Annotated in this window: 31 protein-coding genes, 1 tRNA gene and 1 pseudogene; 22 read left to right on the forward strand and 11 right to left on the reverse strand. The window is 64.7% G+C overall.

The annotated features are described in order from the left end of the window. The first annotated feature begins 290 nt into the window (after positions 1-290). Positions 291-1580, forward strand: coding sequence for a ComEC/Rec2 family competence protein (locus AC4PTB_RS05025; protein ID WP_492191987.1), 1290 nt, complete (start codon positions 291-293; stop codon positions 1578-1580). A 30-nt stretch (positions 1581-1610) separates the two neighbouring features. Here the strand turns inward: AC4PTB_RS05025 and AC4PTB_RS05030 are convergent, their stop codons facing one another. Beyond that, on the reverse strand, positions 1611-1838 hold the full coding sequence (locus AC4PTB_RS05030; RefSeq protein WP_492191988.1) for a hypothetical protein: 228 nt from the start codon (positions 1836-1838) through the stop codon (positions 1611-1613). 173 nt (positions 1839-2011) lie between these two features. Here AC4PTB_RS05030 and AC4PTB_RS05035 point away from each other — a divergent pair, with 173 nt between their 5' ends. After that, a complete protein-coding gene (locus AC4PTB_RS05035; RefSeq protein ID WP_492191989.1) occupies positions 2012-2218 on the forward strand; it encodes a hypothetical protein in 207 nt (68 codons plus the stop codon). A 146-nt stretch (positions 2219-2364) separates the two neighbouring features. Here the strand turns inward: AC4PTB_RS05035 and tnpC are convergent, their stop codons facing one another. The 3 genes from tnpC to AC4PTB_RS05050 are packed head-to-tail and all read right to left on the reverse strand — an operon-like array spanning position 2365 to position 4754. Continuing rightward, positions 2365-3948, reverse strand: a complete 1584-nt coding sequence (gene tnpC / locus AC4PTB_RS05040; RefSeq protein ID WP_492191248.1) for an IS66 family transposase — start codon at positions 3946-3948, stop codon at positions 2365-2367. 54 nt (positions 3949-4002) lie between these two features. Beyond that, complete coding sequence (tnpB, locus tag AC4PTB_RS05045) at positions 4003-4335, reverse strand: IS66 family insertion sequence element accessory protein TnpB (RefSeq protein WP_492191247.1); 333 nt, start codon at positions 4333-4335, stop codon at positions 4003-4005. A gap of 17 nt (positions 4336-4352) precedes the next feature. Further along, a complete protein-coding gene (locus AC4PTB_RS05050; RefSeq protein WP_492191246.1) occupies positions 4353-4754 on the reverse strand; it encodes a transposase in 402 nt (133 codons plus the stop codon). A gap of 201 nt (positions 4755-4955) precedes the next feature. Here AC4PTB_RS05050 and AC4PTB_RS05055 point away from each other — a divergent pair, with 201 nt between their 5' ends. Both AC4PTB_RS05055 and AC4PTB_RS05060 read left to right on the forward strand, forming a co-directional pair. Beyond that, complete coding sequence (locus tag AC4PTB_RS05055; protein ID WP_492190504.1) at positions 4956-5354, forward strand: transposase; 399 nt, start codon at positions 4956-4958, stop codon at positions 5352-5354. Between the two features lie 76 nt (positions 5355-5430). Beyond that, positions 5431-5703: pseudogene (locus tag AC4PTB_RS05060) on the forward strand (transposase domain-containing protein); the annotation flags it as partial. Between the two features lie 158 nt (positions 5704-5861). On the opposite strand, the gene AC4PTB_RS05065 reads toward AC4PTB_RS05060, so the two are convergent. Next, a complete protein-coding gene (locus AC4PTB_RS05065) occupies positions 5862-6173 on the reverse strand; it encodes a type II toxin-antitoxin system RelE/ParE family toxin (protein ID WP_492191990.1) in 312 nt (103 codons plus the stop codon). Between the two features lie 4 nt (positions 6174-6177). Beyond that, positions 6178-6432 carry a ribbon-helix-helix domain-containing protein gene (locus AC4PTB_RS05070; RefSeq protein WP_444461748.1) on the reverse strand — a complete coding sequence of 85 codons (255 nt, stop codon included), beginning with the start codon at positions 6430-6432 and terminating at the stop codon, positions 6178-6180. Between the two features lie 171 nt (positions 6433-6603). On the opposite strand from AC4PTB_RS05070, the gene AC4PTB_RS05075 reads away from it, so the two are divergent. Further along, entirely contained in the window at positions 6604-7326 is a 723-nt protein-coding gene (locus AC4PTB_RS05075) for a hypothetical protein (protein ID WP_492192583.1), read from the forward strand. A gap of 53 nt (positions 7327-7379) precedes the next feature. On the opposite strand, the gene AC4PTB_RS05080 is transcribed toward AC4PTB_RS05075, so the two are convergent. Continuing rightward, positions 7380-7796, reverse strand: coding sequence for a DNA cytosine methyltransferase (locus tag AC4PTB_RS05080; RefSeq protein WP_492191991.1), 417 nt, complete (start codon positions 7794-7796; stop codon positions 7380-7382). A gap of 874 nt (positions 7797-8670) precedes the next feature. Between AC4PTB_RS05080 and AC4PTB_RS05085 the strand changes: the two genes are divergently transcribed. Next, a complete protein-coding gene (locus AC4PTB_RS05085; protein ID WP_492191992.1) occupies positions 8671-8832 on the forward strand; it encodes a hypothetical protein in 162 nt (53 codons plus the stop codon). On the opposite strand, the gene AC4PTB_RS05090 is transcribed toward AC4PTB_RS05085, so the two are convergent. Further along, positions 8833-9780: a LysR substrate-binding domain-containing protein gene (locus AC4PTB_RS05090; RefSeq protein ID WP_492191993.1), complete on the reverse strand. Its 948-nt coding sequence runs from the start codon at positions 9778-9780 to the stop codon at positions 8833-8835. Positions 9781-9875: 95 nt separating this feature from the next. On the opposite strand from AC4PTB_RS05090, the gene AC4PTB_RS05095 reads away from it, so the two are divergent. Then, a complete protein-coding gene (locus AC4PTB_RS05095) occupies positions 9876-10838 on the forward strand; it encodes a sodium-dependent bicarbonate transport family permease (protein WP_492191994.1) in 963 nt (320 codons plus the stop codon). 228 nt (positions 10839-11066) lie between these two features. Here AC4PTB_RS05095 and AC4PTB_RS05100 read toward each other — a convergent pair whose 3' ends face one another. Further along, entirely contained in the window at positions 11067-11462 is a 396-nt protein-coding gene (locus tag AC4PTB_RS05100; RefSeq protein WP_492191995.1) for a DUF6538 domain-containing protein, read from the reverse strand. Between the two features lie 92 nt (positions 11463-11554). After that, positions 11555-11629 (reverse strand) — tRNA-Thr (locus AC4PTB_RS05105). Positions 11630-11751: 122 nt separating this feature from the next. Here AC4PTB_RS05105 and AC4PTB_RS05110 point away from each other — a divergent pair. The 7 genes from AC4PTB_RS05110 to AC4PTB_RS05140 all read left to right on the forward strand — a co-directional run bounded on the left by AC4PTB_RS05110 (position 11752) and on the right by AC4PTB_RS05140 (position 16565). Next, positions 11752-11916, forward strand: a complete 165-nt coding sequence (locus AC4PTB_RS05110) for a hypothetical protein (RefSeq protein ID WP_492191996.1) — start codon at positions 11752-11754, stop codon at positions 11914-11916. A 4-nt stretch (positions 11917-11920) separates the two neighbouring features. Next, positions 11921-13189 carry a UDP-N-acetylglucosamine 1-carboxyvinyltransferase gene (murA, locus tag AC4PTB_RS05115; RefSeq protein WP_492191997.1) on the forward strand — a complete coding sequence of 423 codons (1269 nt, stop codon included), beginning with the start codon at positions 11921-11923 and terminating at the stop codon, positions 13187-13189. Further along, the gene (locus AC4PTB_RS05120; RefSeq protein WP_492191998.1) at positions 13186-13665 is read left to right on the forward strand and encodes a DUF2948 family protein; all 480 of its coding nucleotides are present in this window, start codon (positions 13186-13188) and stop codon (positions 13663-13665) included. The genes murA and AC4PTB_RS05120 overlap by 4 nt, the downstream gene beginning before the upstream one ends. Positions 13666-13678: 13 nt before the next feature. Next, the gene (locus AC4PTB_RS05125) at positions 13679-14149 is read left to right on the forward strand and encodes a GNAT family N-acetyltransferase (RefSeq protein ID WP_492191999.1); all 471 of its coding nucleotides are present in this window, start codon (positions 13679-13681) and stop codon (positions 14147-14149) included. A 171-nt stretch (positions 14150-14320) separates the two neighbouring features. Then, positions 14321-15637 carry a histidinol dehydrogenase gene (gene hisD / locus AC4PTB_RS05130; protein ID WP_492192584.1) on the forward strand — a complete coding sequence of 439 codons (1317 nt, stop codon included), beginning with the start codon at positions 14321-14323 and terminating at the stop codon, positions 15635-15637. Continuing rightward, positions 15634-16113 (forward strand): UPF0262 family protein, encoded by a 480-nt coding sequence (locus AC4PTB_RS05135; protein WP_492192000.1) that lies wholly within the window; start codon positions 15634-15636, stop codon positions 16111-16113. Before hisD ends, AC4PTB_RS05135 begins: the two co-directional genes overlap by 4 nt. Continuing rightward, the gene (locus AC4PTB_RS05140) at positions 16113-16565 is read left to right on the forward strand and encodes an arsenate-mycothiol transferase ArsC (RefSeq protein WP_492192001.1); all 453 of its coding nucleotides are present in this window, start codon (positions 16113-16115) and stop codon (positions 16563-16565) included. The genes AC4PTB_RS05135 and AC4PTB_RS05140 overlap by 1 nt, the downstream gene beginning before the upstream one ends. Here the strand turns inward: AC4PTB_RS05140 and AC4PTB_RS05145 are convergent. Next, positions 16550-16942: a winged helix-turn-helix transcriptional regulator gene (locus AC4PTB_RS05145; RefSeq protein WP_492192002.1), complete on the reverse strand. Its 393-nt coding sequence runs from the start codon at positions 16940-16942 to the stop codon at positions 16550-16552. The genes AC4PTB_RS05140 and AC4PTB_RS05145 overlap by 16 nt on opposite strands. 86 nt (positions 16943-17028) lie before the next feature. On the opposite strand from AC4PTB_RS05145, the gene AC4PTB_RS05150 reads away from it, so the two are divergent. From AC4PTB_RS05150 to AC4PTB_RS05185, 8 genes are all read left to right on the forward strand, one after another. Continuing rightward, positions 17029-17862 (forward strand): NAD(P)H-binding protein, encoded by an 834-nt coding sequence (locus AC4PTB_RS05150; RefSeq protein WP_492192003.1) that lies wholly within the window; start codon positions 17029-17031, stop codon positions 17860-17862. Positions 17863-18142: 280 nt separating this feature from the next. After that, the gene (locus tag AC4PTB_RS05155) at positions 18143-18562 is read left to right on the forward strand and encodes a ketosteroid isomerase-related protein (protein ID WP_492192004.1); all 420 of its coding nucleotides are present in this window, start codon (positions 18143-18145) and stop codon (positions 18560-18562) included. Continuing rightward, the gene (locus AC4PTB_RS05160) at positions 18562-19143 is read left to right on the forward strand and encodes a GNAT family N-acetyltransferase (RefSeq protein ID WP_492192005.1); all 582 of its coding nucleotides are present in this window, start codon (positions 18562-18564) and stop codon (positions 19141-19143) included. The genes AC4PTB_RS05155 and AC4PTB_RS05160 overlap by 1 nt, the downstream gene beginning before the upstream one ends. Continuing rightward, on the forward strand, positions 19140-20042 hold the full coding sequence (locus tag AC4PTB_RS05165; RefSeq protein WP_492192006.1) for a carbon-nitrogen hydrolase family protein: 903 nt from the start codon (positions 19140-19142) through the stop codon (positions 20040-20042). The genes AC4PTB_RS05160 and AC4PTB_RS05165 overlap by 4 nt, the downstream gene beginning before the upstream one ends. Before the next feature lie 82 nt (positions 20043-20124). Beyond that, positions 20125-20343 carry a translation initiation factor IF-1 gene (infA, locus tag AC4PTB_RS05170; protein ID WP_013068259.1) on the forward strand — a complete coding sequence of 73 codons (219 nt, stop codon included), beginning with the start codon at positions 20125-20127 and terminating at the stop codon, positions 20341-20343. Beyond that, positions 20340-20915 (forward strand): Maf family protein, encoded by a 576-nt coding sequence (locus AC4PTB_RS05175; protein WP_492192007.1) that lies wholly within the window; start codon positions 20340-20342, stop codon positions 20913-20915. Before infA ends, AC4PTB_RS05175 begins: the two co-directional genes overlap by 4 nt. Further along, a complete protein-coding gene (locus tag AC4PTB_RS05180) occupies positions 20912-21952 on the forward strand; it encodes a ribonuclease E/G (RefSeq protein WP_492192008.1) in 1041 nt (346 codons plus the stop codon). The genes AC4PTB_RS05175 and AC4PTB_RS05180 overlap by 4 nt, the downstream gene beginning before the upstream one ends. Continuing rightward, complete coding sequence (locus tag AC4PTB_RS05185) at positions 21949-22122, forward strand: DNA gyrase inhibitor YacG (protein ID WP_492192009.1); 174 nt, start codon at positions 21949-21951, stop codon at positions 22120-22122. Before AC4PTB_RS05180 ends, AC4PTB_RS05185 begins: the two co-directional genes overlap by 4 nt. Positions 22123-22178: the final 56 nt, after the last annotated feature.

Here is a 22178-nt window from a genome sequence, read left to right on the forward strand (position 1 = left end):
CGGCGCAAGAGGGGGGCGAGAAGGAAACTGTGGGCAAGTGAACGGCTATCTTCGGAGCAAGGGCTTCGTGCTTCTGCGGGTAAAGTGAAGTGCCGTGGTCGACAGGATGTGTGATCCAGAAATCTCGCTCTCCACCCGCGAGACTGAAGCCACTATGCTTTGTACGAGTTCTGTCGTACAGATTTGTGGAGTCGAACTGTCCTAAAAGTTCGAGAAGACGCAACAGGATATCTAAGAGCGTGCGTTGGTCGATTTGAACTTGGGCTCTTAGGGGATATTGGTGGCCACCTATGCTCTTTACTAAGCCCGTCGAGGCTACTGAAGGTCGAAAATTCGTTGGGCGCATTGAAAGCGTTGATAGGCATTTTGGTGGGTATTTGAGCCGCTACACCTTCATTATTGACGCTGTGGATGCGGGTTTGGATTTCGATAGCCTTGATAAGGATACTTTTCCGTGGAAAAGAAATTCATTGTCTCTAGTTCGCATCATGACAACTGCCAGGAAGTTTGCTGAGGTCGCAAATAGACCAGATTCTGCTGAGAATCCCGACGATCTCGTTGGTCAGTGGATTGCTCTCTACGTTGGCCCCAGACGGCGAGCAAGTGGCCCTTTGGCTCAGGTATGCCCCCTCGGCGAGCGTGGATACGATAGTATTGTGAATTATAGCGTTGAAGACATCGAGTTGTTCGAGGTGGACCCTGAGCTACCACGCTCGCTGGGGGCGGCGGGTAATAGGGGAAAGCAGTTGGCGGCCTCATTGTTTAAAGCGGGACAAAAATACAGTTCCCCCACTTCAGCGCATCAACTGAGCAGCTTACAGCACTCTCTTCGAAGAATTCAGCCTCAGCGTATTCGTGTAATGGACGTCGGTCACGCGAATTTCGTTTCCATAATCGATGATGGTAAGTCAACTGCCATTCATTTCGACGTGGGCTGGCCAATCTCTTACAATATGCACACAGCACCCTCCGTCCTTCCAGTACCAGATAAGGCGGGGATAGTTATTCTTTCGCACTGGGACTGGGACCACCTTCACGGCTATCACGTTTGGCCCATGCTAAAGAATTGCCTGTGGGTAACGCCCGTTCAGGATCTTGGGCCTGGAGCATTGTTTGTCGCAAGGCAATTAGCTGCGAGTGGAAAACTGATAAGTATTGGCCCCTTTTCTAGTTGGCCGAAACGTTTCTCCAGTGGTCACAATTTGGTTATAACTTATGGGGATCCGCGCCATTGCGTTAAGAAGTCAGAAATACGGAATAACTCAGGATTGGTGCTCACTGCGACGTTGTCTAATGGAAAGGTTGCCCTGCTTCCAGGCGATGCAGACTATAAAGGAGTGAAGTGGAATAACCCTACGAACCCTGATCTGCTGGTCATTCCACATCATGGCGCCGCAGTGCAGGGCGCCGTTCAGCAGCCCCGTGTTGTTGGTTCGCCGGCGGTGCTTTCTTTGGGCGCAGGCAACGTCTATCGTCATCCTTGCGCGACAAATCTTGCTCAGCATAGGGCTGCCGGGTGGGTTCTATCGAGCACCTGTGCTAGTTCGATACACCCGCGTGGCGACCGCTTCCTTGTCTAGCTTGCTGGAGGACCTCAAAATTTATTATCTTTAAGCTATTGTTTTCGTAAAATTATACAATTTTGTTAATGAGGCGATGCGGCCATTTTGGCTAAGTCGCTGCGGGTAAGAGAGCGTCGGTGGAGAATTGCTGAACGTAACGACATTTCCGGCCTTCGGGCCTGCATCGGCCGTTAAGGCGATTGGCGGGAACGGCTGCAAGATATGGTCGCCGAACACCTGATGCCCGCGTTGGAGGAGTTCGAGATCGATCTGCACGGCTTGGCCGATCCCTTGGGTGAGCGATGGTCAGGCGTGGTTCGAGGATGCGGGTTCGAGGACTTCCTGGACCAGCGCTACGAAGACAGCGACATCGTCGAGCTATATCTGAAACTGCGCGGCTGGAAGGAAACGGCGCTGAACCGGGCTAATATCGCGCTGCGGTGCGGGATGTGCCGGTCAGCCTCTGTAAGGTCACTGATGTGCCGCTCGGCACTTCGATGGTGCTGCGCAACCTGCTGTTGGATGGGTGCATGGTTTACATCAACGCCACATCAACCTGCGACTGCGGGCTTCTTGCCAGTTTTGTTTCTGAACCCGTGCGAACGCTGATGTTTGCGAAGGTCAAAATCGCGCCAGAACAAATGTTTGCCTCGTAAGTGGATGGTTTCGCAGATTATTCAGTTTGCTCTACCATTGGCTCATAACCTGAAGGCCGCAGGTTCAAATGTAAGCGATGGTTTTCCCCATTGAGATTGCGGCTTTTGAAGCCGTTCGGGTCGCCTGACAGGGCTTCGTTTGCGGCTTAAGCTGCAGTTTTGATTGCAGCCTTGGGGAAGTTCCACGGGAGCAGCGCGTCGATCTGGGAGTTCGGATGCCCGGCGGCAATCGCTTCGAGCGTGGATTTCAGCCAAGCATAAGGCTCTACACCGTTCAGCTTGCAGGTGCCGATGACCGAGGCGAAGCGCGCCCAGGACTGTCCGCCCTCGTCATGGCCGGCAAAGAGGGCGTTCTTGCGGCCAAGGGTCAGCGGCCGGATGCGGTTCTCGATGAGGTTCGAGTCCATCTCGATCCTGCCGTCTCCGGCGAAGAGGATGAGGCCGGGCCAGTGTTCGAGGACATAGGCAGCGGCCATCCCGAGGTTCGATTTTGCCGGGAGCCGGGCCGCCTGTTGCAACAACCAGGGGTGCATCGCCGTCAGCAGCGGCACCGAGCGTTCCTGCCGGGTCGCCAGGCGGGCCTCAGGGCTCTGGCCACGGACTTCCTTTTCGAGGACATAGAGTTCGGCGATCCGGTTCAGGGCCTCGTCGACGAAAGAGGATCCTGCGGCGGGGCGCGCGTCGATCAGCTTGCGCCTTGCGTGTGCCCAGCAGAAGGCGAGTTGCACCCGGCCCCCTTCAGCCCGTCGGCCATCGGCGAGGCGGTTGTACCCCGTGTATCCATCGACCTGCAGCACACCCTCGAAGCCCTTCAGCATCGTCTCGGCGTGAATGCCGGCCCGGCCGGGGGCATAGGTGAACACGACCCCCGGCGGGTCGGCGCCGCCCCATGGCCGATCGTCCCGCAACATCGCCCAGATAAAGCCTTTCTTCGTCTTGCCCGTGCTGGGCGCCAGAACCGGCATCGTGGTCTCGTCGGCAAAGAGCTTGCCCGAGCGTTTCAACTCCGCGGCCATCCTGTCGACGATCGGGGCGATGTGGAAACTGACCTTGCCCATCCAGTCGGCCAGGGTCGAACGGTCGATCTCGATCCCCTGCCGGGCCATGATCTGGCTTTGGCGGTATAGGGGCAGGTGATCGGCGAATTTGGCCACCGCCACATGCGCCAGGAGTGCCTCGGTGGCCAGACCACCTTCGATCAGGGCGGGGGCTGGCGGCGCCTGACGGATCCCGGCGCGCCCCTTCGGGCAGGCGTAGCGGGGGCGAATGGTGATGATCAGCCGGAATTGCGCGGGCGTCACGTCGAGCCGTTCCGACCGGTCTTCTCCGATCCGCACCATCTGCCCGCAGCCGCAAGGGCAGCTCAGATCCTTCGGCTCAAGCACCCGTTCTTCGCGCGGCAGATCCTTCGCCAGAGACCGCGGGCCACGCGGTGTCCGCGCCGGGCGTTCCCCGGTCCGGGTCGAGACGGCCGTGTCGTGCTCTTCTGTCGCCGTAGCCAGCGCCACTTCGATATCCTCGAATGCCAGTTCCATCTGCTCGGGATGCAGCTTCTCGGAACGCGGCCCGAAACGGGCGCGCTGAAGCTCCCGCACCAGATGTTCAAGCCGCGCGTTGCGGCTCTTCAATTCGGCATTCTCCAGCGCAAGCGCCTGAACCTGCGCCTCGAGCGCCGCGCGCAAGGCGGGCGGCAACTGGGCCAGAAGATCGGGGTCGAGCGCGGTGGACATGGACCGATTTTACCCGAGGAACCGCCCCGAACCCAGCAAAACAAGGGGATTGATTCAACACGCCGCAGTCGGCGGGGCAATGCGCTGCGCCATCATCCGGCGCCAATCCAGACCTTCGAAGAGCGCCTCGAACTGCGCCCGCGAGAGCCGCATCGCCCCGTCCTGCACCTTCGGCCAGACGAAGCTGCCGCTCTCCAGCCGCTTGTAGATCAGCACCAGGCCGCTGCCATCCCACACAAGGATCTTCAACCGGTCACCGCGCTTCGATCGGAACACCACCGTCAAACCGGAATGCGGATCGAGCTTCAGCTCGTTCTGGACCTTCGCCGCCAACCCGTCATGGCCACAGCGAAAGTCCACAGGCCGTGTCGCGATCACGATCGGCATCCTTTGGCCGGGGATGATCATCCGCGCCGCGCCCCAAGTGCCCCGGCGATCTCGGCCAGCTGTGCGGCCGACACCGTGGCAGGCAGGCGGATCGTCACTTCGCCGAACGCGATCTCGATCCGATCATCCCGGATCGCCTGAGGGGCCGCCGACCCGCCATCCAGCATCAGCGGCACGAAGGCGCCGACATCCGGAACGCCGGACACGTCCGGTGGCAGACCGAAACGCCCCTCGCGCGCCATCCGCCGCCAAGTGGTCAGTTGCGACGGAAGCAGGCGATACTTCCGCGCCACGTCACCGACCCGGGCGCCGGGAACGTAGCTCTCCATGACAATCCGCAGCTTCTCCTCGTCAGGCCACGTCCGCCGCCCCATCGTCTCGTCCAGGACCCGAAACGATCCCATGAACCCTTCGCCCATCTCTTGCCTCCGCACGCAGTCGCGCGAAGGATCAACCGCAAACGCTCAGGCGGAAAGCTTCGACCTCAATGGGGAAAACCATCGCTTACGTTCAAATCCTGCCCCCGCAACCATAATGTAAGCGCTGTTCTGCCCCCACCTTCCTGCTGAATCCGTAAGCTGCGATGCGGCCCTGTGGGTATATTTGCACGGGAGGTTTCAATGGGAGTCCATCAGGAGCGCCATATGGAGGCCGTTGGGTTTGTGGAGCTTTTGGCGGCTCCGACGGCCAAGCGGCGGTGGTCGGATGAGGCGAAGGGTCGGATCGTGGCGGAGACGCTTGTTGCGGGTGTCTCGGTAAACGAAGTGGCTCACCGCCATTCGCTGAAGGCGAACCACCTTTCGGCGTGGCGGACGCTGGCGCGGAATGGCAAGCTGGTGGTGCCCGAGATTGCGGGGGCAAAGTTCGCAGCGCCCGTGGCGTCGCCGATGGCAATCGCGACACCGGAAGCGACGGTGTCGATTGATCTGATCATTGGCCCTGTGACGGTGCGACTGGATGCTTCCACGCCTGCGGCACGGGTCGCGGAACTGGTGACGGCTCTGCAGGCCCGCCCGTGATCTTCCCGTCGAACCGGGTGCGTATCATGGTGGCCACGAAGCCCATCGACTTCCGCAAGGGTCACGACAGTCTGGCCGCTTCCTCACCGATGGCCGCGTCGAGATCGACAACAACACCGTCGAACGCACCATCCGCCCCATCGCCTTGAACCGCAAAAACGCCCTCTTCGCAGGACACGACGCCGGAGCAGAAAACTGGGCCGTCATCGCCTCGCTCATCGAGACCTGTAAAATGAATGGCGTCGATCCCCACGCATGGCTGTCAGCCACGCTCACAGCCATCGTCAAAGGCCACAAGCAGAGCCAGATCGACGATCTGCTTCCATGGAATTACCCCGTCACGGTGTGATCAGGACACCGCTTACACCATAATCTTGAAATAAATCAGAACGTTAGAGCTCGACGCAAAAAGTCGGGTTTTTGCTTTTGGAATTCTTGTCAACACCAGGTCAACGTTTACCGAGCCCCCCCATCAAGGGGAGGCATGATCGTGGCCGGAGCCATCCCTCACTTCGGAAGATCATCCCGAAACCGGTCAATCTGGTGCATGCGCTCGTGCAGGATGGTCACGATGCCGACGTCCCCGTTCGACAGTCGCCGCCAGTACACGAAATGATGCGCGTGCCGGAAGTAGAAGCCTTCGACCCCGAACTCGGCCGGGATGGGGCGTGACGCGACGCCATGGCTGACGATCTGGTCGAACGCCGCGAAGAGCTCGGTGATGTAGCGATCCGCCTGTTCGGCGCCCCAGCGGTCGCGCGTGTACCGGTAGATCTCGTCAAGCCGCAGCGATGCAGCCTCCTGGACGCGGACAGCCATGACGTCAGCCCCGGTTCCGGGCGATCACCTCGGCAGCGGTCAACGGGCGATAGCTTTCGTCAGGCGCTGCGAAGGCGCGCGTCAGCTCAGCCTTCAGGCGATCAAATGCCTCCCGCTCCACCCGTTCCTTGTCGCGCCGGATCAGGTCGCGGACGTATTCGCTGATGTTCTCGTAGGCCCCGTTCTCGCCCACGTTCGACGCCACGAACTCGCTCAGTGCGCCGCTGATGCGGACCGTCATCGTCGTGGTCTGGGACATGGGGACCTCCGTCTACTGTCTTCAAGATACGCAAAAATGAACGCGCGTGCAAGATTGGCTTCGCGTCGCGCGCAGCGTGAGGTCGAGTTGCACGCGGCCGCAGACAGCTTCCTCGCTTTCGGCGCCGTCTCGCATCTGGCCTCTGCTCCATGGCTGTGGCAGCATCGCCCCATGATCGAATTCCGCCCGCTGCCCGATGACCATCCCGACCTGGCGCATTCCCCCTTGCTGCGCGCGGCGTTGCTGACCTTGCGGTACGCGCAAGATCACGGCGCCATCGGTCTGACGAAATCGAATGCCTTCAAGCGGGTCTTTGTGCATTGGGCGGCCGAGGCCTTCAACTGGCCCGGAAAAAGCGCAGAAGAGATGTTCCGCTACAACAAGGTGATCAACGAATTCGAGTTCCCGCCGCTCGAAGTGCTGCACGTCCTGCTGACAAGCCTGCGCCTCGGTCGGCATTACAAGGGCGAATTCCGTGTGACCAAACGGGGCGCAGAGTTGGCGCAGGCCCCGGGGCAGCTCTTCGCCGCGCTGATCCCCCACTACCTCTTCGAGATCGACCATGCCTCCTACGCGCGTTTCGACGAGCGCCCTTTCGGCACATGGGACGTCTGGATGAATGTCATCAGTGTCGAGGCGAACCTTGGCACCACCGAGCGCAAGCTCTTTGCCGCCTTCTATGGCGAGGAGCAGGATTGGGACACGCCCGGTTGGCGCGACATGGCCGCCTTCTCCTCTTGCGTGCTGCGTCCGCTCGAATGGGCGGGTCTTCTGATGCAACCGCGTGATGTGCCCTACGGCAATACCGCCCGCGAGGTCTTCAAGACGCCGCTCTGGCGCGCCGCTCTGAAACTCGACACCGATCGGATGTTGCAGCCGGTTCTGGTGCAGTGACTTTTGCTTCGCCACGAGTGCAGGGGCCGCCGGTCGGACCTGCAAGACGGGCCTCAGTAATCGGTTTCCAGATAGACCCCGGCGCAGTCATAGGCGACGGCGGCGGCCGAGACGCCGGTGTTCAGGAATAGCCGCGGCGAGAGGAATTGCGTGTTCGCGGGCAGGTCGGCGGTGATCTCCTGCTCGAAGACCGCGCCTGACACGTCGTCGACCCGGGCGACGTCGGGCCAGAGGTGGCGGGGATCGTCGGCGCCGCCGCGCTTTCCGGCCGCGCTAAAGGGCTGGCAGGGATATCCGGCGAGGACGGCATCGAATGCGCCCCGGAAGGGGCGGGCGTCGAAGCTGCGCAGGTCGGTCCAGATCGGGGCCGGGGCGAAGTATCCCGCGCGCTGGGCAGCGATGAGGACGGCGCGCGGCCAGTCCTCCCATTCGACGAAGGCGCGGGTGTGATAGCCGGGTTCGGCGAGCATGAGGCCCAGATCAAGGCCTCCGCCGCCTGCGCAGAGGGACAATCCGTGCCGGGGACGTGACACCATGCCATTCACCGCACTCCTCGCTCACGCAGGCGCTCGGGCGTTACCAGGCCGCGGGCCAGCATGGCGTCGCGCATGGTGTTGCTGATCGCGCTGATCGGCAGATAGCGGGGCGAGCTTGCGGCAAACAGCGAGAGAGACCGCGCACATGAAATGAGATTTCGGCATGTTCTGGCCTTCCGGATTCGACGGCCGGGGTCCGACCGCCAATTGCGCAACCGGCTTTCGACAGATGCCCCGCTTGCGCATCGACGGGTTCCAAATAAATCCTGTCTAATTCAATCGTCTTTTTGAGGGCCGAACAGAACGATCCTTCCTTGCAGCGGCCCGGTGGGACGAGTTTCGTTCTACACCGCTCTCGGATTGCGGCGGCGTGAGGTGAAATCGGGGCCTGGCGGCAAGCTTCGTCATCAGGTTGGGGCTGCATGAGCGAACGCGATTCCGACTGGGACGAGAGCTCCAGCAGAGGGTCGCTTCCGCGCATGCTGCGAAGAGGTGCGAAAACAATCCTTCCCTTTCCACTGTCGGCAAGAAAACAAATCCCGCGCCGCGCCGGGCAACTTTGAAACAACGCGCTTCGCAATCTCGGCTATCAATAATCAATCAAATCCATCGAGCTTGTAACGAATTCCGAGGCAATGCCAGCACCGCAACGCGAGCGCGAAAAACAACGTCGTGTCGTCGTGTCAAAGCGTTGCGCACTGACTTGCGCACCCTCGTTGCGCGTCAGGATTCTGCAGATACCCGCCCCCCCCAAGGGCGACACTCCAAGAAGCGCCCGAACGGGGCACGAAAACAGGACCACACCGACATGACCACCGACAGCCTTCATCCCGAAACTCTGGCCCTGCATGGCGGCAGCTGGCGCGTCGATCCGGCAACCGGCTCGGTCGCCGTGCCGATCTACCAAAACACCTCGTTCCAGTTTCAGGATAGCGGCTGGGCGCCGGCGTCAGAACCGGCCTTGCCGTGATCACAGTCCCTTGCGGGCCGGGATCAGATCTGTCCCCGAAACCCCCAGCCCCAATCCCAGCGCCGCAACCGCAGCGCGCAGGGCGGTCTGAACCAGATCCGCTCCGACCTCCTCGCCCCCGATCGGCTGGATCAGCGCGATGTCGCGGCTCGCCCCCTCGACCTGCAAGAGCCGCAGCGCGACATCGCGGCGCAGCGCCGCCTGCTCGCGGGCGTAAAGCTCGGGCAGAACCGCGATCCCCGCCCCCGAAGCCGCCATCAGGCGCAGGGAATCAAGGCTGGTGCCCTCGTAATCATCCGACACGATCCCGTCGCAGCCAGAGGCCAGCGCATGCACGATCCGCGACAACCGATGCCCGCGATCCAGGGTCAGGAACACCCGCCGCTGCAGAGCCTCGCGCCGCACCGGCGCCTCTGAGGCCGCCAGCGGATCGTCGCGCGCCACCGCGATCCAGAGCCGCTCGCCGAACAGATGCACCTGGCGGGTGTTCGGGTGGTCCTCGGGCGTCGAGACGATCAGATCGAAGCGCCCCGCGCGCAGCCCCTGTTCCAGCAGCTGGGTGTTTTCCTCGCGCACCGCCACGCGCAGCCCGGGCTGGGCGCGGTGAATCGAGGCGATCGCCCCCGGCAGCAGATAAGGCCCGATCGAGGGCAGCACCCCCAGTCGCAGCCGCCCGCCGAAGGGCAGGCCATGGGTCACGCTGGCGCGCAGATCCTCGACTTCGCGCAGGATCTTCTGGGCGCGGCGGATCACCTCGGCGCCCGCGGCGGTGGGCCGCACCCCGGCGCGATCGCGCAGAAAGAGCCGGGTGCCCAGATCGGCCTCGACCTCGGCGATCTGCGCCGAGAGGCTTGGCTGGCTGACATTCAGCGCCGCCGCCGCAAGGCCGAAGCGGCCAAGGCGGGCAACGGCGACGATATATTCCAGCTGACGCAGGGTGGGGCGCATTGCATAGCCTCTGACTATGAAACCAGTAGAAACTAAGTATTTGGCTAATGCAAGCTCCGCATGCATCGCTGCGCGGACATGCAAAGGAGCCTGACATGACCGCCCCACTCGACCTTCTGGCGCAGAATCTGCTTGTGCCGACGATCCTGTTCTTCGCGCTTGGCCTGATCGCGGCCTTTGCGCGCTCTGACCTGTCGATCCCTGAGGGGGCGGCGAAGTTCATGTCGATCTATCTGCTGCTGGCGATCGGCTTCAAGGGCGGGGTGAGCCTGGCAGCGCATGGCATCAGCGCCGATCTGTTCGTGACGCTGCTGGCGGGGGTGGCGCTGTCGCTGGTGCTGCCGGTTCTGGCCTATGCGCTGCTGCGGGCGATGACCCGGCTTGACCGGCTGAATGCGGCGGCGGTTGCGGGACATTACGGCTCGATCTCGATCGTGACCTTCGTCACCGCGACCAGCCTGCTGGACAGCGCCGGGATCGCGCATGACGGCTACATGGTCGCGGTCGCCGCCGCTATGGAGGCCCCGGCCATCGTCTCGGCGCTGTGGCTGGCGCATCGTGGCGGCGGCGTGGCGGCAAAGCCGATCCGGCTTGGGCGCGAGGTGCTGGCCAATGGCTCGATCGTGCTTCTGGTCGGCGCCTTCGGCATCGGCGCGCTGACCGGCGACCGGGGGATGGCGATGATCGCGCCCTTCATCGTGACGCCCTTCACCGGCATCCTGTGCCTGTTCCTGCTCGACATGGGGGTGACGGCGGGGCGCAGCCTGATCGGCGCGCGGCATTTCCTGACGCCCGGATTGCTGGCGGCAGGGGTGCTGATCCCGCTCGCCGGGGCCGCTTTGGCGCTGGGGACCGGCACGCTGATCGGGCTTTCGGGCGGCAGCCTGTTCCTGCTTGTGGTGCTGGCGGCCTCGGCTTCCTATATCGCGGTGCCGGCGGCGATGCGGATGGCGCTGCCCGAGGCGGAGCCGGGGATCTCGCTGACGATGGCGCTGGGGGTGACCTTTCCCTTCAACCTGACCTTCGGCATGCCGCTTTATCTGTGGCTGACGCTCTGAGGCGGAGCGTTGCCCGCCAGTTGCGCCAGAAAGGCGGTGGCGATCCCAAGAGCGTGTCAGCGGTCAGACCCTGCCGACGCTCCATCGTCCCGCCACCACCGATGCCCCATTTGGGCAGCTGAAATGGCACCAGCGCCTTGAATTTGAGGGTTTGCTTTAAGATCAAGGGGATGGGATGGTGCTGCAAGAGAGGATTGAATCCGGCAATTTTCCTCGTTAAATATTGATTTATAAGGATAATTTGTCGCCTTTGTCAAGCGCGGTGTAGAACCTCGGTAGGGGCGCGACTGGGGCGGCAGCACGGTCCAGAAGCTTGAGCGTTTCGACCCAGACGCCCGGCTCGCCCGGCTCCAGTTCCAGCGCCGCCATGTGGTCGCGATAAAGCACCCCCGAGAGCGCGACGATCTGCTGATGCGGCAGCGGCTCCGGGCGCTTGCGCAGCCGGTCCCAGATCAGGGCCTGTTTGCGCACCGCATCGATGTTGCGGGCCTTGGTCTCGGTCGGGTCTTTTGTGCCGAGCGACCAGCTGACCTCCTTGCGGCCGAAGACCGCCACCAGATCGGCGGGCGTTTTCTGACGGAAATAATAGATGCCGGATTTCGGATTCTTCTGCGGGCGGGCCATCTGCAAGACCATGGTGTGGAACCCCGGTGTAGAACCGAAGTCAAACTAAGCCCTTGATAGCAGCCATCTTCTTGACATTTAGGCAGAAAAAATGGTGCTGCAAGAGAGGATTGAACTCTCGACCTCTCCCTTACCAAGGGAGTGCTCTACCACTGAGCTACTGCAGCATCCGGCGCTTTCACGCTGGTCGCTTCCGACCGTGGCGCGGATTTAGACGACTCGGGCGGGGTGCGCAAGCCAAATATTCACCCTCTCTCGACACATTTCTTCGGCCTCGCTAAAAGGGCCCATGACAAAAGACACCCCCAGCCGGAAAAACGCCCCTGAAACCACGCGCGAAGAGCGTCTGGCCGCTGCCCTGCGCGCCAATCTGACGCGGCGCAAGGCCCAGGCACGGGCGCGTTCCGCCGAGGACACCAACAACGAGACGGCCGAAACCGGCCCGGAGGACTAATCGAGTGGACAGTATCCTTGTGCGCGGCAACGGGCCGCTTTCCGGGCAGATCCCGATTGCGGGGGCCAAGAACGCCTGTCTGGCGCTGATGCCTGCGACGCTTCTGTCCGAGGAACCGCTGACGCTGACCAATGCGCCGCGGCTTTCCGACATCCGCACGATGACCCAGCTTCTGGCCAGCCTCGGCGCCGAGGTCACCGCGCTGCAAGACGGCAAGGTGCTCGCCACCTCCTGCCACGGCGAGATCAACCCGGTCGCCGATTATGACATCGTGCGCAAGATGCGGGCCTCGAATCTGGTGCTGGGCCCGCTGCTGGCGCGGCTGGGCCATGCGGTCGTCTCGCTGCCCGGCGGCTGCGCCATCGGCGCGCGGCCGATGGACATTCACATCGACGCGCTGACCGCGCTTGGCGCCGAGATCGAGCTGAAGGAAGGCTATCTGCACGCCCAGGCGCGCAGTGGGCTGAAGGGCGCGGTGCATGAGATGCGCTTTGCCTCCGTCGGCGCGACCGAAAATTTCCTGATGGCGGCGGTGCTGGCCAAGGGCAGCTCGGTGTTGAAAAACGCCGCGCGCGAGCCTGAAATCGTCGATCTTGCCCGATGCCTGCGGGCGATGGGGGCGCAGATCGCGGGCGAGGGCACGTCGGAAATCACCATTCAGGGCGTCGACCGGCTGCACGGGGCGACTCATCCCGTCGTCACCGACCGGATCGAGCTGGGCACTTACATGCTTGCCCCGGCGATCTGCGGCGGCGAGGTGGAGTGCCTCGGCGGCCGGATCGCGCTGGTCGAAAGCTTCTGCGAGAAACTCGATGCCGCGGGGATCTCGGTCGAGGAAACCGCGCGCGGCCTCAAGGTGAAACGCAAGAACTGCCGCATCCGCGCCGTCGATGTGGTGACCGAGCCTTTCCCCGGTTTCCCGACCGACCTGCAGGCGCAGATGATGGCTTTGCTCTGCACGGCCGAGGGGACTTCGGTGCTGGAAGAGCGGATTTTCGAGAATCGCTTCATGCATGCGCCCGAACTGGCGCGGATGGGCGCAAGGATCGAGGTGCATGGCGGCGTGGCAAAGGTGCATGGCGTCGCGCGTCTGAAAGGGGCGCGGGTCATGGCAACGGATTTGCGGGCCTCAGTGTCGCTGATTCTGGCCGGTCTGGCGGCCGAGGGCGAAACGGTGGTCAGCCGGGTCTACCACCTTGATCGCGGCTACGAACGGGTGGAAGAAAAACTGCGCGCGGTCGGGGCGCAGATCGAACGGGTGAAAGGCGAATGAGCCGGGATGCACGGTTTGACGACGGGGCCGAAGGGCCGCTGAGCCTGCGCGCCGAAAGCGCGGCGGATCTGGGTGTGATCGCGGCGCTGGTGCAGGATGCCGTGCTGCCGGCAAGCGAAATCCGCTACGAGCCGAAGGCGCGGCGGCTTTCGATGCTGCTCAACCGCTTCCGCTGGGAGGACAAGTCCGCGGCCGAGGCCGAGCGCCGCCCCTACGAGCGGGTGCAGGCGCTGCTGGTGATCTCGGATGTGATCCAGGTCGCCTCGCAGGGGTTTGACCGCAAGGATGCCGATCTGGTGCTCTCGCTGCTCGACATCGGCTTCGAGCCGGGGGCCGAGGGGGCAGGGCGCGTGGTGCTCACCCTTGCGGGGGATGGGGCGATTGCCGCCGGGGTCGAATGCCTGGCCGTTGATCTGCGCGATGTGACGCGGCCTTACCGGGCCGTTTCGGGCCAGGCGCCGCGCCACCCGGACTAGGCGGGCCGGGGGGATGATCCGTCCTGCAAGATCCGGGGAACTGCCCGTCCTCTCGGCGCTGATCGCGGCCTCGATCACCGCTCTGTGCCGGGCCGATCACCATGACGACCCGGAGCGCATCCGCCCCTGGGTCGCCTCGCACAGCCCGGTGGCGCTTGCTGCGATCCTGCGCGACCCCGAGCAGCGGCTGTTCGTCGCGGAACCGGACGGCATCGTCGCCGTGGGCGGGATCGATTGGCGCCACCAGCCCGACGGGCAGGGCCGGATCCGGCTGCTCTTTGCCGCCCCCGGGGCGCAGGGCAAGGGCTGTGGCCGCGCCCTTCTGGCGGCGCTGGAAGAGGAATTGCGCGCGCTGGGCCGCGTCGAGGCGCGGCTGACCGCCAGCAACACGGCGCTTGGCTTCTACCGCCGCCAGGGCTGGCAGACGGACGACCGCGGCGGCGGCTGGCTGCTGGGCCATCCGCTGCACAAGCGCCTGATCTGAAACGCCGCGCCCGGCCCGCAGGCAGAGGCGTATTTGGACCAAGAAAAAACCACATGCTTTTTCTTGGTCCAAATACGCCCTTTCGCGACGGATGCCGCAGGGCGCGGCCGCGCGCGAAGCTTGCCCCGCGTCCCGCTTCGCTCTATCCCCTTGGTCCAGAAGGAGCCCATGATGCCGCATTTCCTGACCACCGATGCCGATGATTTCGAGACCCGTTTCACCGCCCTGCTGGGGATGAAGCGCGAGGACAGCCCCGATGTCGATGCGACGGTGGCCGCGATCATTGCCGAGGTGCGCGACCGCGGCGATGCGGCGGTGATCGATTACACGTCGAAATTCGACCGGCTCGATCTGACGCCCGAGACGCTGGCCTTCACCAAGGCCGAGATCGCGGCGGAAGTGGCCAAGGTGCCCGCGGCCGAGCGCGCGGCGCTCGAACTCGCGGCGGAGCGCATCCGCGCCTATCACGCCCGGCAGATGCCGGTGAGGGAGGAACGCTGGACCGAAGCCACTGGGGCGGAGCTGGGCTGGCGCTGGTCGCCGGTCTCGGCGGCGGGGCTTTACGTGCCGGGGGGGCTTGCCTCCTATCCGTCCTCGGTGCTGATGAATGCGATCCCGGCCAAGGTGGCGGGGGTGGAGCGGCTCGTGGTCGTCTGTCCGACGCCCGGGGGCGCGGTCAATCCGCTGGTGCTGCTCGCCGCCGAGATCGCCGGGGTGGACACGGTCTACCGCATCGGCGGCGCGCAGGCGGTGGCGGCCTTGGCTTACGGCACGGCGACGATTGCGCCCGTGGACAAGATCACCGGGCCGGGCAACGCTTTCGTGGCCGCGGCGAAGCGGCGCGTCTTTGGCCGGGTCGGCATCGACATGATTGCCGGGCCCTCGGAAATTCTGGTGATCGCGGATGCGACGGCCAATCCCGACTGGGTGGCGCTCGATCTGCTGAGCCAGGCCGAACACGACCAGTCGGCGCAGGCGCTGATCCTGACCCCCGATGCCGGGTTCGCGAAGGCCGTGACGGCGGCGGTGGAAAAGCGGCTGGAGACGCTGGAGCGGCGCGCGATCGCAGGCGCCAGCTGGCGCGATTTCGGCGCGGTCATTGTCACCCGCGATCTGGCCGAGGCCGCGATGCTTTCGAACCGCGTTGCGCCGGAACACCTTGAGCTTTGCGTCGCCGACCCCGAGGCGCTCGCAGGTCAGATCACCCATGCGGGCGCGATCTTCCTGGGCCAATGGACGCCCGAGGCGATCGGTGATTATGTCGGCGGGCCGAACCACGTTCTGCCCACGGCGCGCTCGGCGCGGTTTTCCTCGGGCCTTTCGGTGATGGATTTCCTCAAGCGCACGACGCTGGCGAAAATGACGCCCGAGGCCCTGCGCGCCATCGGCCCCGCCGCCGAGACGCTGGCGATCTCGGAAAGCCTGCAGGCGCATGGGCTTTCGGTCCGCGCGCGTCTGGATGCATTGAACGAAAAGGCGACAGAATGAGCCGCATCACCCGCCTTGAGATCGACGATTCGGGCCTGCCCGCGCCGACGCCCGAAATCGAACAGGAACGCCGCGTCGCGGTCTTTGATCTGCTCGAGGACAACAGCTGGGTGATCCCCGGCAGGGACGGCGGCGCAGCGCCCGAGGGGCCGTTTGCGCTGACGCTCTCGGTGCGTGACGGGCGGCTGGTCTTCGATACCTGCCTTGAAAGCGGCGCCAAGGTGGCGGAATTCCACCTGAGTTTCGGCCCGTTCCGCCAGGTGGTGAAGGATTATTTCCAGATCTGCGAAAGCTATTTCGAGGCGGTGAAGAAACTTCCGCCCAGCCAGATCGAGGCGGTCGACATGGCCCGGCGCGGCATCCACAACGAGGGCGCTCGGGTGTTGCAGGAGCGCCTTTCGGGCAAGGCCGAGATCGACATCGACACCGCCCGGCGGCTCTTCACCCTTGTTTGCGTGCTGACCCCGGTGAGTTGATGGGCAAGCTTCCCAACGCCGTCCTGTTCTGCTGCGACCATAACGCGACGCGCTCGCCGATGGCCGAGGGGATGATGAAGCAGTTCTACGGCCGCGAGGTCTATGTGCAGTCGGTGGGGGTCAAGGCCGATCTGGACACTGATGGGTTCGCGATTGCCGTCTGTGCCGAAATCGGCGTGAACCTGGAGCGGCATCAGGCCAGAAGTTTCCATGAACTCAAGGAGATGGGCGACGATCTGGGGGCTTTTGATCTGGTCATCGCGCTCTCGCCCGCCTCTTACCATCAGGCGCTTGATCTGACGCGGTTTTACCACATCGAGGTCGCGCACTGGGCGATCATGGACCCGACCGGCCTTGGCGAGGGCCGCGAGGCGCGGCTGCATTACTACCGCCAGACCCGCGACCAGATCCGCGATCATATCCTCGCCCGCTTCGGTCAGCCCAAGGCCTGAGCCGTCTCCGCCCGCTGCGCCAGCAGATCGGGCAGATGCGTCTCGATCCAGTCGGTCAGCGCAAAGACCCGTGTGGCGATTTCCCAGCCCGCAGGCGTCAGGCGGTAATCGACGCGCGGCGGCACCTCGCCGTGATCGTGCCGCGCCACCAGCCCGTCGGCCTCCAGCACCTGCAGCGTCTGCGCCAGCATCCGTTCGGAAATCCCGCCGATCTTGCGGCGCAGCTGCGCGAATCGTAGCGTCTCGCGGCCAAGGGCGATCATCACAAGGCCCCCCCAGCGCGAGGTGACATGCTGCAGGATCTGCCGCGACGGGCAGTCGGCGGCCAGAACATCGCCACGCGGCAGCTCTGCAAGGACGGCGGGGGGGCTGTGCATGTTTTTCGGATACTTACATTCATGTTGGTACTTACGTTTTGATAGCACCTGTGGCCAGATCGGGCAAGTCAATGAAAGGAATGCCCATGACCATCGCCGTCTCTGCCGCCACCGGCCAACTTGGAACCCTTGTGCTTGCCGCGCTGAAAGCCCGCGGTGCAGCCCCCATCGCCCTTGCCCGCACGCCCGCGCGCATCGCGGGGTTCGAGGCCCGGGCCTTCGACTATACCGCCCCCGATGCGGCGGCGCTGGCCGGGGTTTCGGTGCTGGTGCTGATTTCCAGCAATGATTTCAACGACCGCGCCGGGCAGCACAGAAGCGCGATCGCGGCGGCCAAGGCCGCGGGGGTGGGGCGGATCGTCTATACCTCGGTGCTCAAGGGCGCGGCCTCGCCGATGACGCTGCTCGCCGCCGATCACATCGCGACCGAGGCCGCGCTGAAGGCCTCGGGCGTGGCGTATACGATCCTGCGCAACGGCTGGTATACGGAAAACCTGACCGGCAACCTTGGCGCGGCGCTGGACCACGGGGCGCTGATCGGGGCGGCGGGCGAGGGCAGATATGCCGCCGCGCCGCGCGCCGATTATGCCGAGGCCGCGGCTGTGGTGGCGCTGGAGCCGGGCCACGAGGGGCAGGTCTACGAGCTGGCCGGGGACAGCGCCTTCACCATGGCCGAGCTTGCGGCCGAGGTGTCCAGGCAAGCGGGCAAGCCGGTGGCCTATGTGAATATGACGCAGGCGGATTATGCCAGGGCGCTCGAAGGCTTCAGCCTGCCTGCCGCCTTTGCCGCGACGCTGGCGCAATCCGATGCGGCGGTGGGCACGGCGGCGGCGCTTTACGACGACAGCCGCACGCTGTCGCGGCTGATCGGGCGCCCGACGGTGCCGATGGCGGAAACCGTGCGGGCGGCGCTGGCATGAGCTGACCCGCGTTTCGGGCGGAGAAGGAAAGGCACCGCCTTTCCCCGCCCGCCGCGATCCCGGCGCAGCACGACCGTTTCCGCAAGCGCACCAGAGGCCGGCGCCCGCCGGGACGGGGCGGGCGCTGGCCGGGACGCTTTGGCGCCCCGGCGGTCGCGGGGCCGATGGTGCGCGTGACCTCGGCGATGGCCTCGGTCAGGGGCATGCCGCTTTTGCCCCATGCCCTGCCGGTTCCAAGGTTTGACCAAACCGGCAGCCCATGCCACAGATTGGGGATCAGATGGAGGACCCGATGCCCCGCGCCGCCGCCCTTGCCGTGATTTCCGCCTATTACGATGCTTTCAACCGCGGCGACACCTCGGCGATGGAGGCGCTTCTGACCGAGGATGTCGAGCATCACGTCAACGAGGGCGAGATCCGCCGCGGCATCGAAAAGTTCCGCGATTTCAACGCCCATATGTCCCGCTGCTACCGCGAGACGCTGACCGGCATCGTGGTGATGGCGAATGATGCGGGCAGCCGCGCGGCGGCGGAATTCACCGTGCACGGCAGCTACATCGCCACCGACGACGGCCTGCCCGAGGCGCGCGGCCAGACCTATGTCCTGCCCGCGGGCGCCTTTTTCACCCTGCGCGGCAACCGCATCCAGCGCGTCACCACCTGTTACAACCTTGCCGACTGGATCCGTCAGGTCAGCTGATGGAGGTGCGGGTTTTGACCGGCCCTGCGCTCGATGCGGCGCTGGACGATGTGGCGGCGCTGCGCATCGCCGTCTTCCGCGACTGGCCCTATCTTTATGACGGATCGCTTGAGTACGAACGCCGCTATCTCGACAGCTACCGGACCTCTCCGGGCGCCGTCGTCGTCGGCGCCTTTGACGGGCCGCGGCTTGTCGGCGCCGCCACCGGCACGCCGCTGGAAGATCATGCGGAGGATTTCGCCGCCGCCTTCGCCCCGACCGGCCTGCCGCTCGCGACGGTCTTTTACTGCGCCGAGTCGGTGCTTCTGCCCGGCTATCGCGGGCAGGGCCTTGGTCACGCCTTTTTCGACGCGCGCGAGGCCCATGCACGGGCGCTGGGCCGCCGCTTCAGCGCCTTTTGCGCGGTGATCCGCCCCAAGGATCATCCCCTGAAACCAGAGACTTACCGCCCGCTTGACGGATTCTGGGCCAAGCGCGGCTATGCGCCGCTGCCCGGTGTGATCGCGCATTTCCGCTGGACGGATGTCGGCGCCGCGGGCGAGACTGAAAAGCCGCTGCAATTCTGGGGGAGGCCGCTGTGAGACATGTCACCATCGCCGCCGCGGCCTATCCGCTTGACTGGGCGGAGGACTGGGCTGGCTATGAGGCGAAGACCCGCGCCTGGGTGCAGATGGCGGCCTTGAAGAAAGCCGATCTGCTGGTCTTTCCCGAATATGCGGCGATGGAGTTGGCGAGCCTTGGCGGGGCCGAGGTCGCCGCCGATCTGCGCCGCGCCGTGGCCGAGGTGCTGCACCACCGCGCCGCGATGGAGCGTCATTTCGAGGGCCTTGCGATCGAATTCGGCCTTTACATCCTGGCCCCCTCGGGTCCGGCGCAGGACGGCTATGATCTGCGCAACCGCGCCGTGTTGTTTGGCCCCGCCGGGCGGATCGGCCATCAGGACAAGGCGATCATGACCCGCTTCGAGCGCGAGGACTGGACCATCGGCCCGGGGCGGGGACTCACGCTGTTCGACACCGGCATCGGCAAGATCGGCATCGTGATCTGCTATGACAGCGAATTTCCCCTGTTGGCGCGGGCCTTGTGCGAAGCGGGGGCGGAGATCCTGCTGGTTCCCAGCTGCACCGATGCGGCACCAGGCTACAACCGGGTGCGGATCGGCGCCCAGGCGCGGGCCTTGGAAAACCAGTGCGTGACGGTGCAGGCGCCGGTCGTGGGGCTTTCGCCCTGGTGCCCCGCGGTCGATGAAAATCACGGCGCCGCAGCGATCTACGGCCCGCCCGATGCGGGCTGGCCCGACGATGGCGTGCTGGCGATGGGCGGCTATGACGAACCCGGCTGGGTCGTCGCCACGGTTGATCTGGACCGGGTCACGCACAGCCGCCGCGACGGGTCGGTGCTGCTCTTTCAGCACTGGTCAGAGCAACCCATGCAGGCGGTGCAAGTGCGAACTGTGGCTGAATTCCCCCGCAAATCTTGACATTGCCCTTGAATTCTGCCTTTAGCGGGCGCAAAGAAAGCGCGCCCGCCGCATCCTTGCGGGTATCCCCAATGGAGTGACCATGGCCAAGGAAGAAATGCTCGAATTCCCCGGCGTCGTGAAGGAACTCCTGCCGAATGCGACGTTCAAGGTCGAGCTGGAAAACGGCCATGAGATCATCGCGCATATGGCAGGCAAGATGCGGAAAAACCGCATCCGCGTTCTGGCAGGCGACCGGGTGCAGGTGGAAATGAACACCTATGACCTGTCCAAGGGTCGCATCAACTACCGCTTCAAGTGAAGCTTGTCCTCGGATCGGCCAGCCCGCGGCGACGCGAGCTTCTGGGTCAGCTGGGTCTGACCCCGGCCGAGGTGCGTATCCCCGACATCGACGAGACCCCGGAGCGCGGCGAGGATGCCCGTGCCTATGTCGCGCGCATGGCGCGCGAAAAGGCGGCGGTGCTGGAGTGTGCCGCCGATGAGGTGATCCTGACCGCCGATACCACCGTCACCTGCGGGCGCCGGATTCTGGGCAAGCCCGCCGATGAAAAGGAAGCGGCCGAATTCCTGTGGCTGCTGTCGGGCCGTCGCCATCATGTGCTGACCGCCGTGGCCGTGCGCACCAGTGCCGGTCTGCGTGAGCGGCTGGTGGATACGGTGGTGAAATTCCGCCCGCTGTCGAACACTGAGGTGAACGGCTACCTGGCCTCCGGTGAATGGCGGGGCAAGGCGGGCGGCTATGCGATTCAGGGCCTTGCCGGGGCCTTCGTGCCGTGGATTCAAGGCTCGTTCACCGGCGTCGTCGGCCTGCCGCTTGCCGAAACCGCCGTGCTGTTGCGCGCGGCGGGCGTTGCCGTGGGAGAGGGCGCATGAAGGGTCGTGTCGTGGTTCTGGGCGCGGTCGGCGGGCTTGAGGCCGCCGCGCTGATGGTCGATGGCCAGCTGGAAGACCTGCTTGTCGATGTCTCGGAGGCGATGGCGCTGGCGCCCGGCGCGATCTGCCGCGCGAAGATCGAGCGGCCGATGAAAGGGCAGGGCGGTCTGTTCGTCATGCTGCCGGGGGGCGAAAAGGGCTTCCTCAAGGACGCCAAGGGGCTGTCGCCGGGGCAATCGGTGCTGGTGCAGGTCTCGGGCGGGGCGGAACCGGGCAAGGCGATCCCGGTCACGCTGCGGCTTCTGTTCAAGGGCCGCTATGGCATCGTCACCCCGGGCGCGCCGGGGCTGAATGTCTCGCGCCGCATCCGCGACGAGGACATGCGCGAAGGTCTGCAGGCGCTCGCGGCCGTGGTGATGGAGGGCTCGGAGATGGGCCTCATTCTGCGCTCGGCCTGCGAGGGCGCCGAAGAGGGCGAGATCGTCGAGGATCTGGCGGGTCTGCGCGATCTGGCCGAGGCGGTGCTGGCCGATGTGGACGGCGCCCCCGAATTGCTGGTCGATGCGCCTTCCCCGCACGAGGAAGCTTGGCGCGAATGGGCCGATCCCGCCCCCGACGAGGTGGTGGAGGGCTTCGAGGAACACGGCGTTCTGGAGGCGATCGACGCGGTTCTGACCCCGCGCGTGGCGCTGCCGGGCGGCGGTCACCTGATGATCGAGCCGACGCGCGCGCTGGTGGCGGTTGATGTGAACACCGGCGCCGATACCTCGCCCGCCGCTGCACTGAAGGCGAATATCGCCGCCGCCCGCGATCTGCCGCGGCAGCTGCGGCTGCGCGGCCTGGGCGGTCAGGTGGTGGTCGATTTCGCGCCGATGCCGAAGAAAGACCGGCTGGTGCTGGAACAGCAGCTGCGCGCGGCTTTCAAGACCGAGGCGGCGGAGACCAGCCTTGCGGGCTGGACGCCGCTGGGGCTTTATGAACTGGTGCGCAAGCGCGACCGGGTGGCGCTGGCCGCGCTGCTGGCGGGGCGGACATGAGCTGCCCGATCTGCGGCAAGGACACGGCGGCGAAATACCGTCCGTTCTGCTCGAAACGCTGCGCCGATATCGATCTGGCGCGCTGGCTGAACGGCAGCTACGTCATCCCCGGCGATCTGGCCGAGGAAACCGACAGCCCGGCCGAAGACCCCGCAGGCCCGCAATCCTGACCGCCTTCAGGCTGGCGGGCGGGACGATCCCCTTTTATGCTGGGGTCGGGGGAGCT

It is taken from the genome of Rhodobacter sp. 4.3.4 (genome assembly GCF_058724655.1).

Excerpts from the sequence above, each read along its gene's own strand:
- AC4PTB_RS05160 (WP_492192005.1), top strand. The coding sequence starts at position 18,562 with ATGGAGGTGCGGGTTTTGACCGGCCCTGCGCTCGATGCGGCGCTGGAC.
- AC4PTB_RS05120 (WP_492191998.1), top strand. The coding sequence starts at position 13,186 with ATGAGCCGGGATGCACGGTTTGACGACGGGGCCGAAGGGCCGCTGAGC.
- AC4PTB_RS05080 (WP_492191991.1), bottom strand. The coding sequence starts at position 7,796 with ATGCTCGCCGAACCCGGCTATCACACCCGCGCCTTCGTCGAATGGGAG.
- AC4PTB_RS05180 (WP_492192008.1), top strand. The coding sequence starts at position 20,912 with ATGAAGGGTCGTGTCGTGGTTCTGGGCGCGGTCGGCGGGCTTGAGGCC.
- AC4PTB_RS05135 (WP_492192000.1), top strand. The coding sequence starts at position 15,634 with ATGAGCCGCATCACCCGCCTTGAGATCGACGATTCGGGCCTGCCCGCG.
- AC4PTB_RS05110 (WP_492191996.1), top strand. The coding sequence starts at position 11,752 with ATGACAAAAGACACCCCCAGCCGGAAAAACGCCCCTGAAACCACGCGC.
- tnpC (WP_492191248.1), bottom strand. The coding sequence starts at position 3,948 with ATGTCCACCGCGCTCGACCCCGATCTTCTGGCCCAGTTGCCGCCCGCC.
- AC4PTB_RS05075 (WP_492192583.1), top strand. The coding sequence starts at position 6,604 with ATGATCGAATTCCGCCCGCTGCCCGATGACCATCCCGACCTGGCGCAT.
- AC4PTB_RS05050 (WP_492191246.1), bottom strand. The coding sequence starts at position 4,754 with ATGGGCGAAGGGTTCATGGGATCGTTTCGGGTCCTGGACGAGACGATG.
- AC4PTB_RS05070 (WP_444461748.1), bottom strand. The coding sequence starts at position 6,432 with ATGTCCCAGACCACGACGATGACGGTCCGCATCAGCGGCGCACTGAGC.
- AC4PTB_RS05090 (WP_492191993.1), bottom strand. The coding sequence starts at position 9,780 with ATGCGCCCCACCCTGCGTCAGCTGGAATATATCGTCGCCGTTGCCCGC.
- AC4PTB_RS05125 (WP_492191999.1), top strand. The coding sequence starts at position 13,679 with ATGATCCGTCCTGCAAGATCCGGGGAACTGCCCGTCCTCTCGGCGCTG.
- AC4PTB_RS05100 (WP_492191995.1), bottom strand. The coding sequence starts at position 11,462 with ATGGCCCGCCCGCAGAAGAATCCGAAATCCGGCATCTATTATTTCCGT.
- AC4PTB_RS05155 (WP_492192004.1), top strand. The coding sequence starts at position 18,143 with ATGGAGGACCCGATGCCCCGCGCCGCCGCCCTTGCCGTGATTTCCGCC.
- AC4PTB_RS05150 (WP_492192003.1), top strand. The coding sequence starts at position 17,029 with ATGACCATCGCCGTCTCTGCCGCCACCGGCCAACTTGGAACCCTTGTG.
- AC4PTB_RS05185 (WP_492192009.1), top strand. The coding sequence starts at position 21,949 with ATGAGCTGCCCGATCTGCGGCAAGGACACGGCGGCGAAATACCGTCCG.
- AC4PTB_RS05140 (WP_492192001.1), top strand. The coding sequence starts at position 16,113 with ATGGGCAAGCTTCCCAACGCCGTCCTGTTCTGCTGCGACCATAACGCG.
- tnpB (WP_492191247.1), bottom strand. The coding sequence starts at position 4,335 with ATGCCGATCGTGATCGCGACACGGCCTGTGGACTTTCGCTGTGGCCAT.
- infA (WP_013068259.1), top strand. The coding sequence starts at position 20,125 with ATGGCCAAGGAAGAAATGCTCGAATTCCCCGGCGTCGTGAAGGAACTC.
- AC4PTB_RS05095 (WP_492191994.1), top strand. The coding sequence starts at position 9,876 with ATGACCGCCCCACTCGACCTTCTGGCGCAGAATCTGCTTGTGCCGACG.
- AC4PTB_RS05085 (WP_492191992.1), top strand. The coding sequence starts at position 8,671 with ATGACCACCGACAGCCTTCATCCCGAAACTCTGGCCCTGCATGGCGGC.
- AC4PTB_RS05145 (WP_492192002.1), bottom strand. The coding sequence starts at position 16,942 with ATGCACAGCCCCCCCGCCGTCCTTGCAGAGCTGCCGCGTGGCGATGTT.
- AC4PTB_RS05025 (WP_492191987.1), top strand. The coding sequence starts at position 291 with ATGCTCTTTACTAAGCCCGTCGAGGCTACTGAAGGTCGAAAATTCGTT.
- AC4PTB_RS05065 (WP_492191990.1), bottom strand. The coding sequence starts at position 6,173 with ATGGCTGTCCGCGTCCAGGAGGCTGCATCGCTGCGGCTTGACGAGATC.
- hisD (WP_492192584.1), top strand. The coding sequence starts at position 14,321 with ATGCCGCATTTCCTGACCACCGATGCCGATGATTTCGAGACCCGTTTC.
- AC4PTB_RS05055 (WP_492190504.1), top strand. The coding sequence starts at position 4,956 with ATGGGAGTCCATCAGGAGCGCCATATGGAGGCCGTTGGGTTTGTGGAG.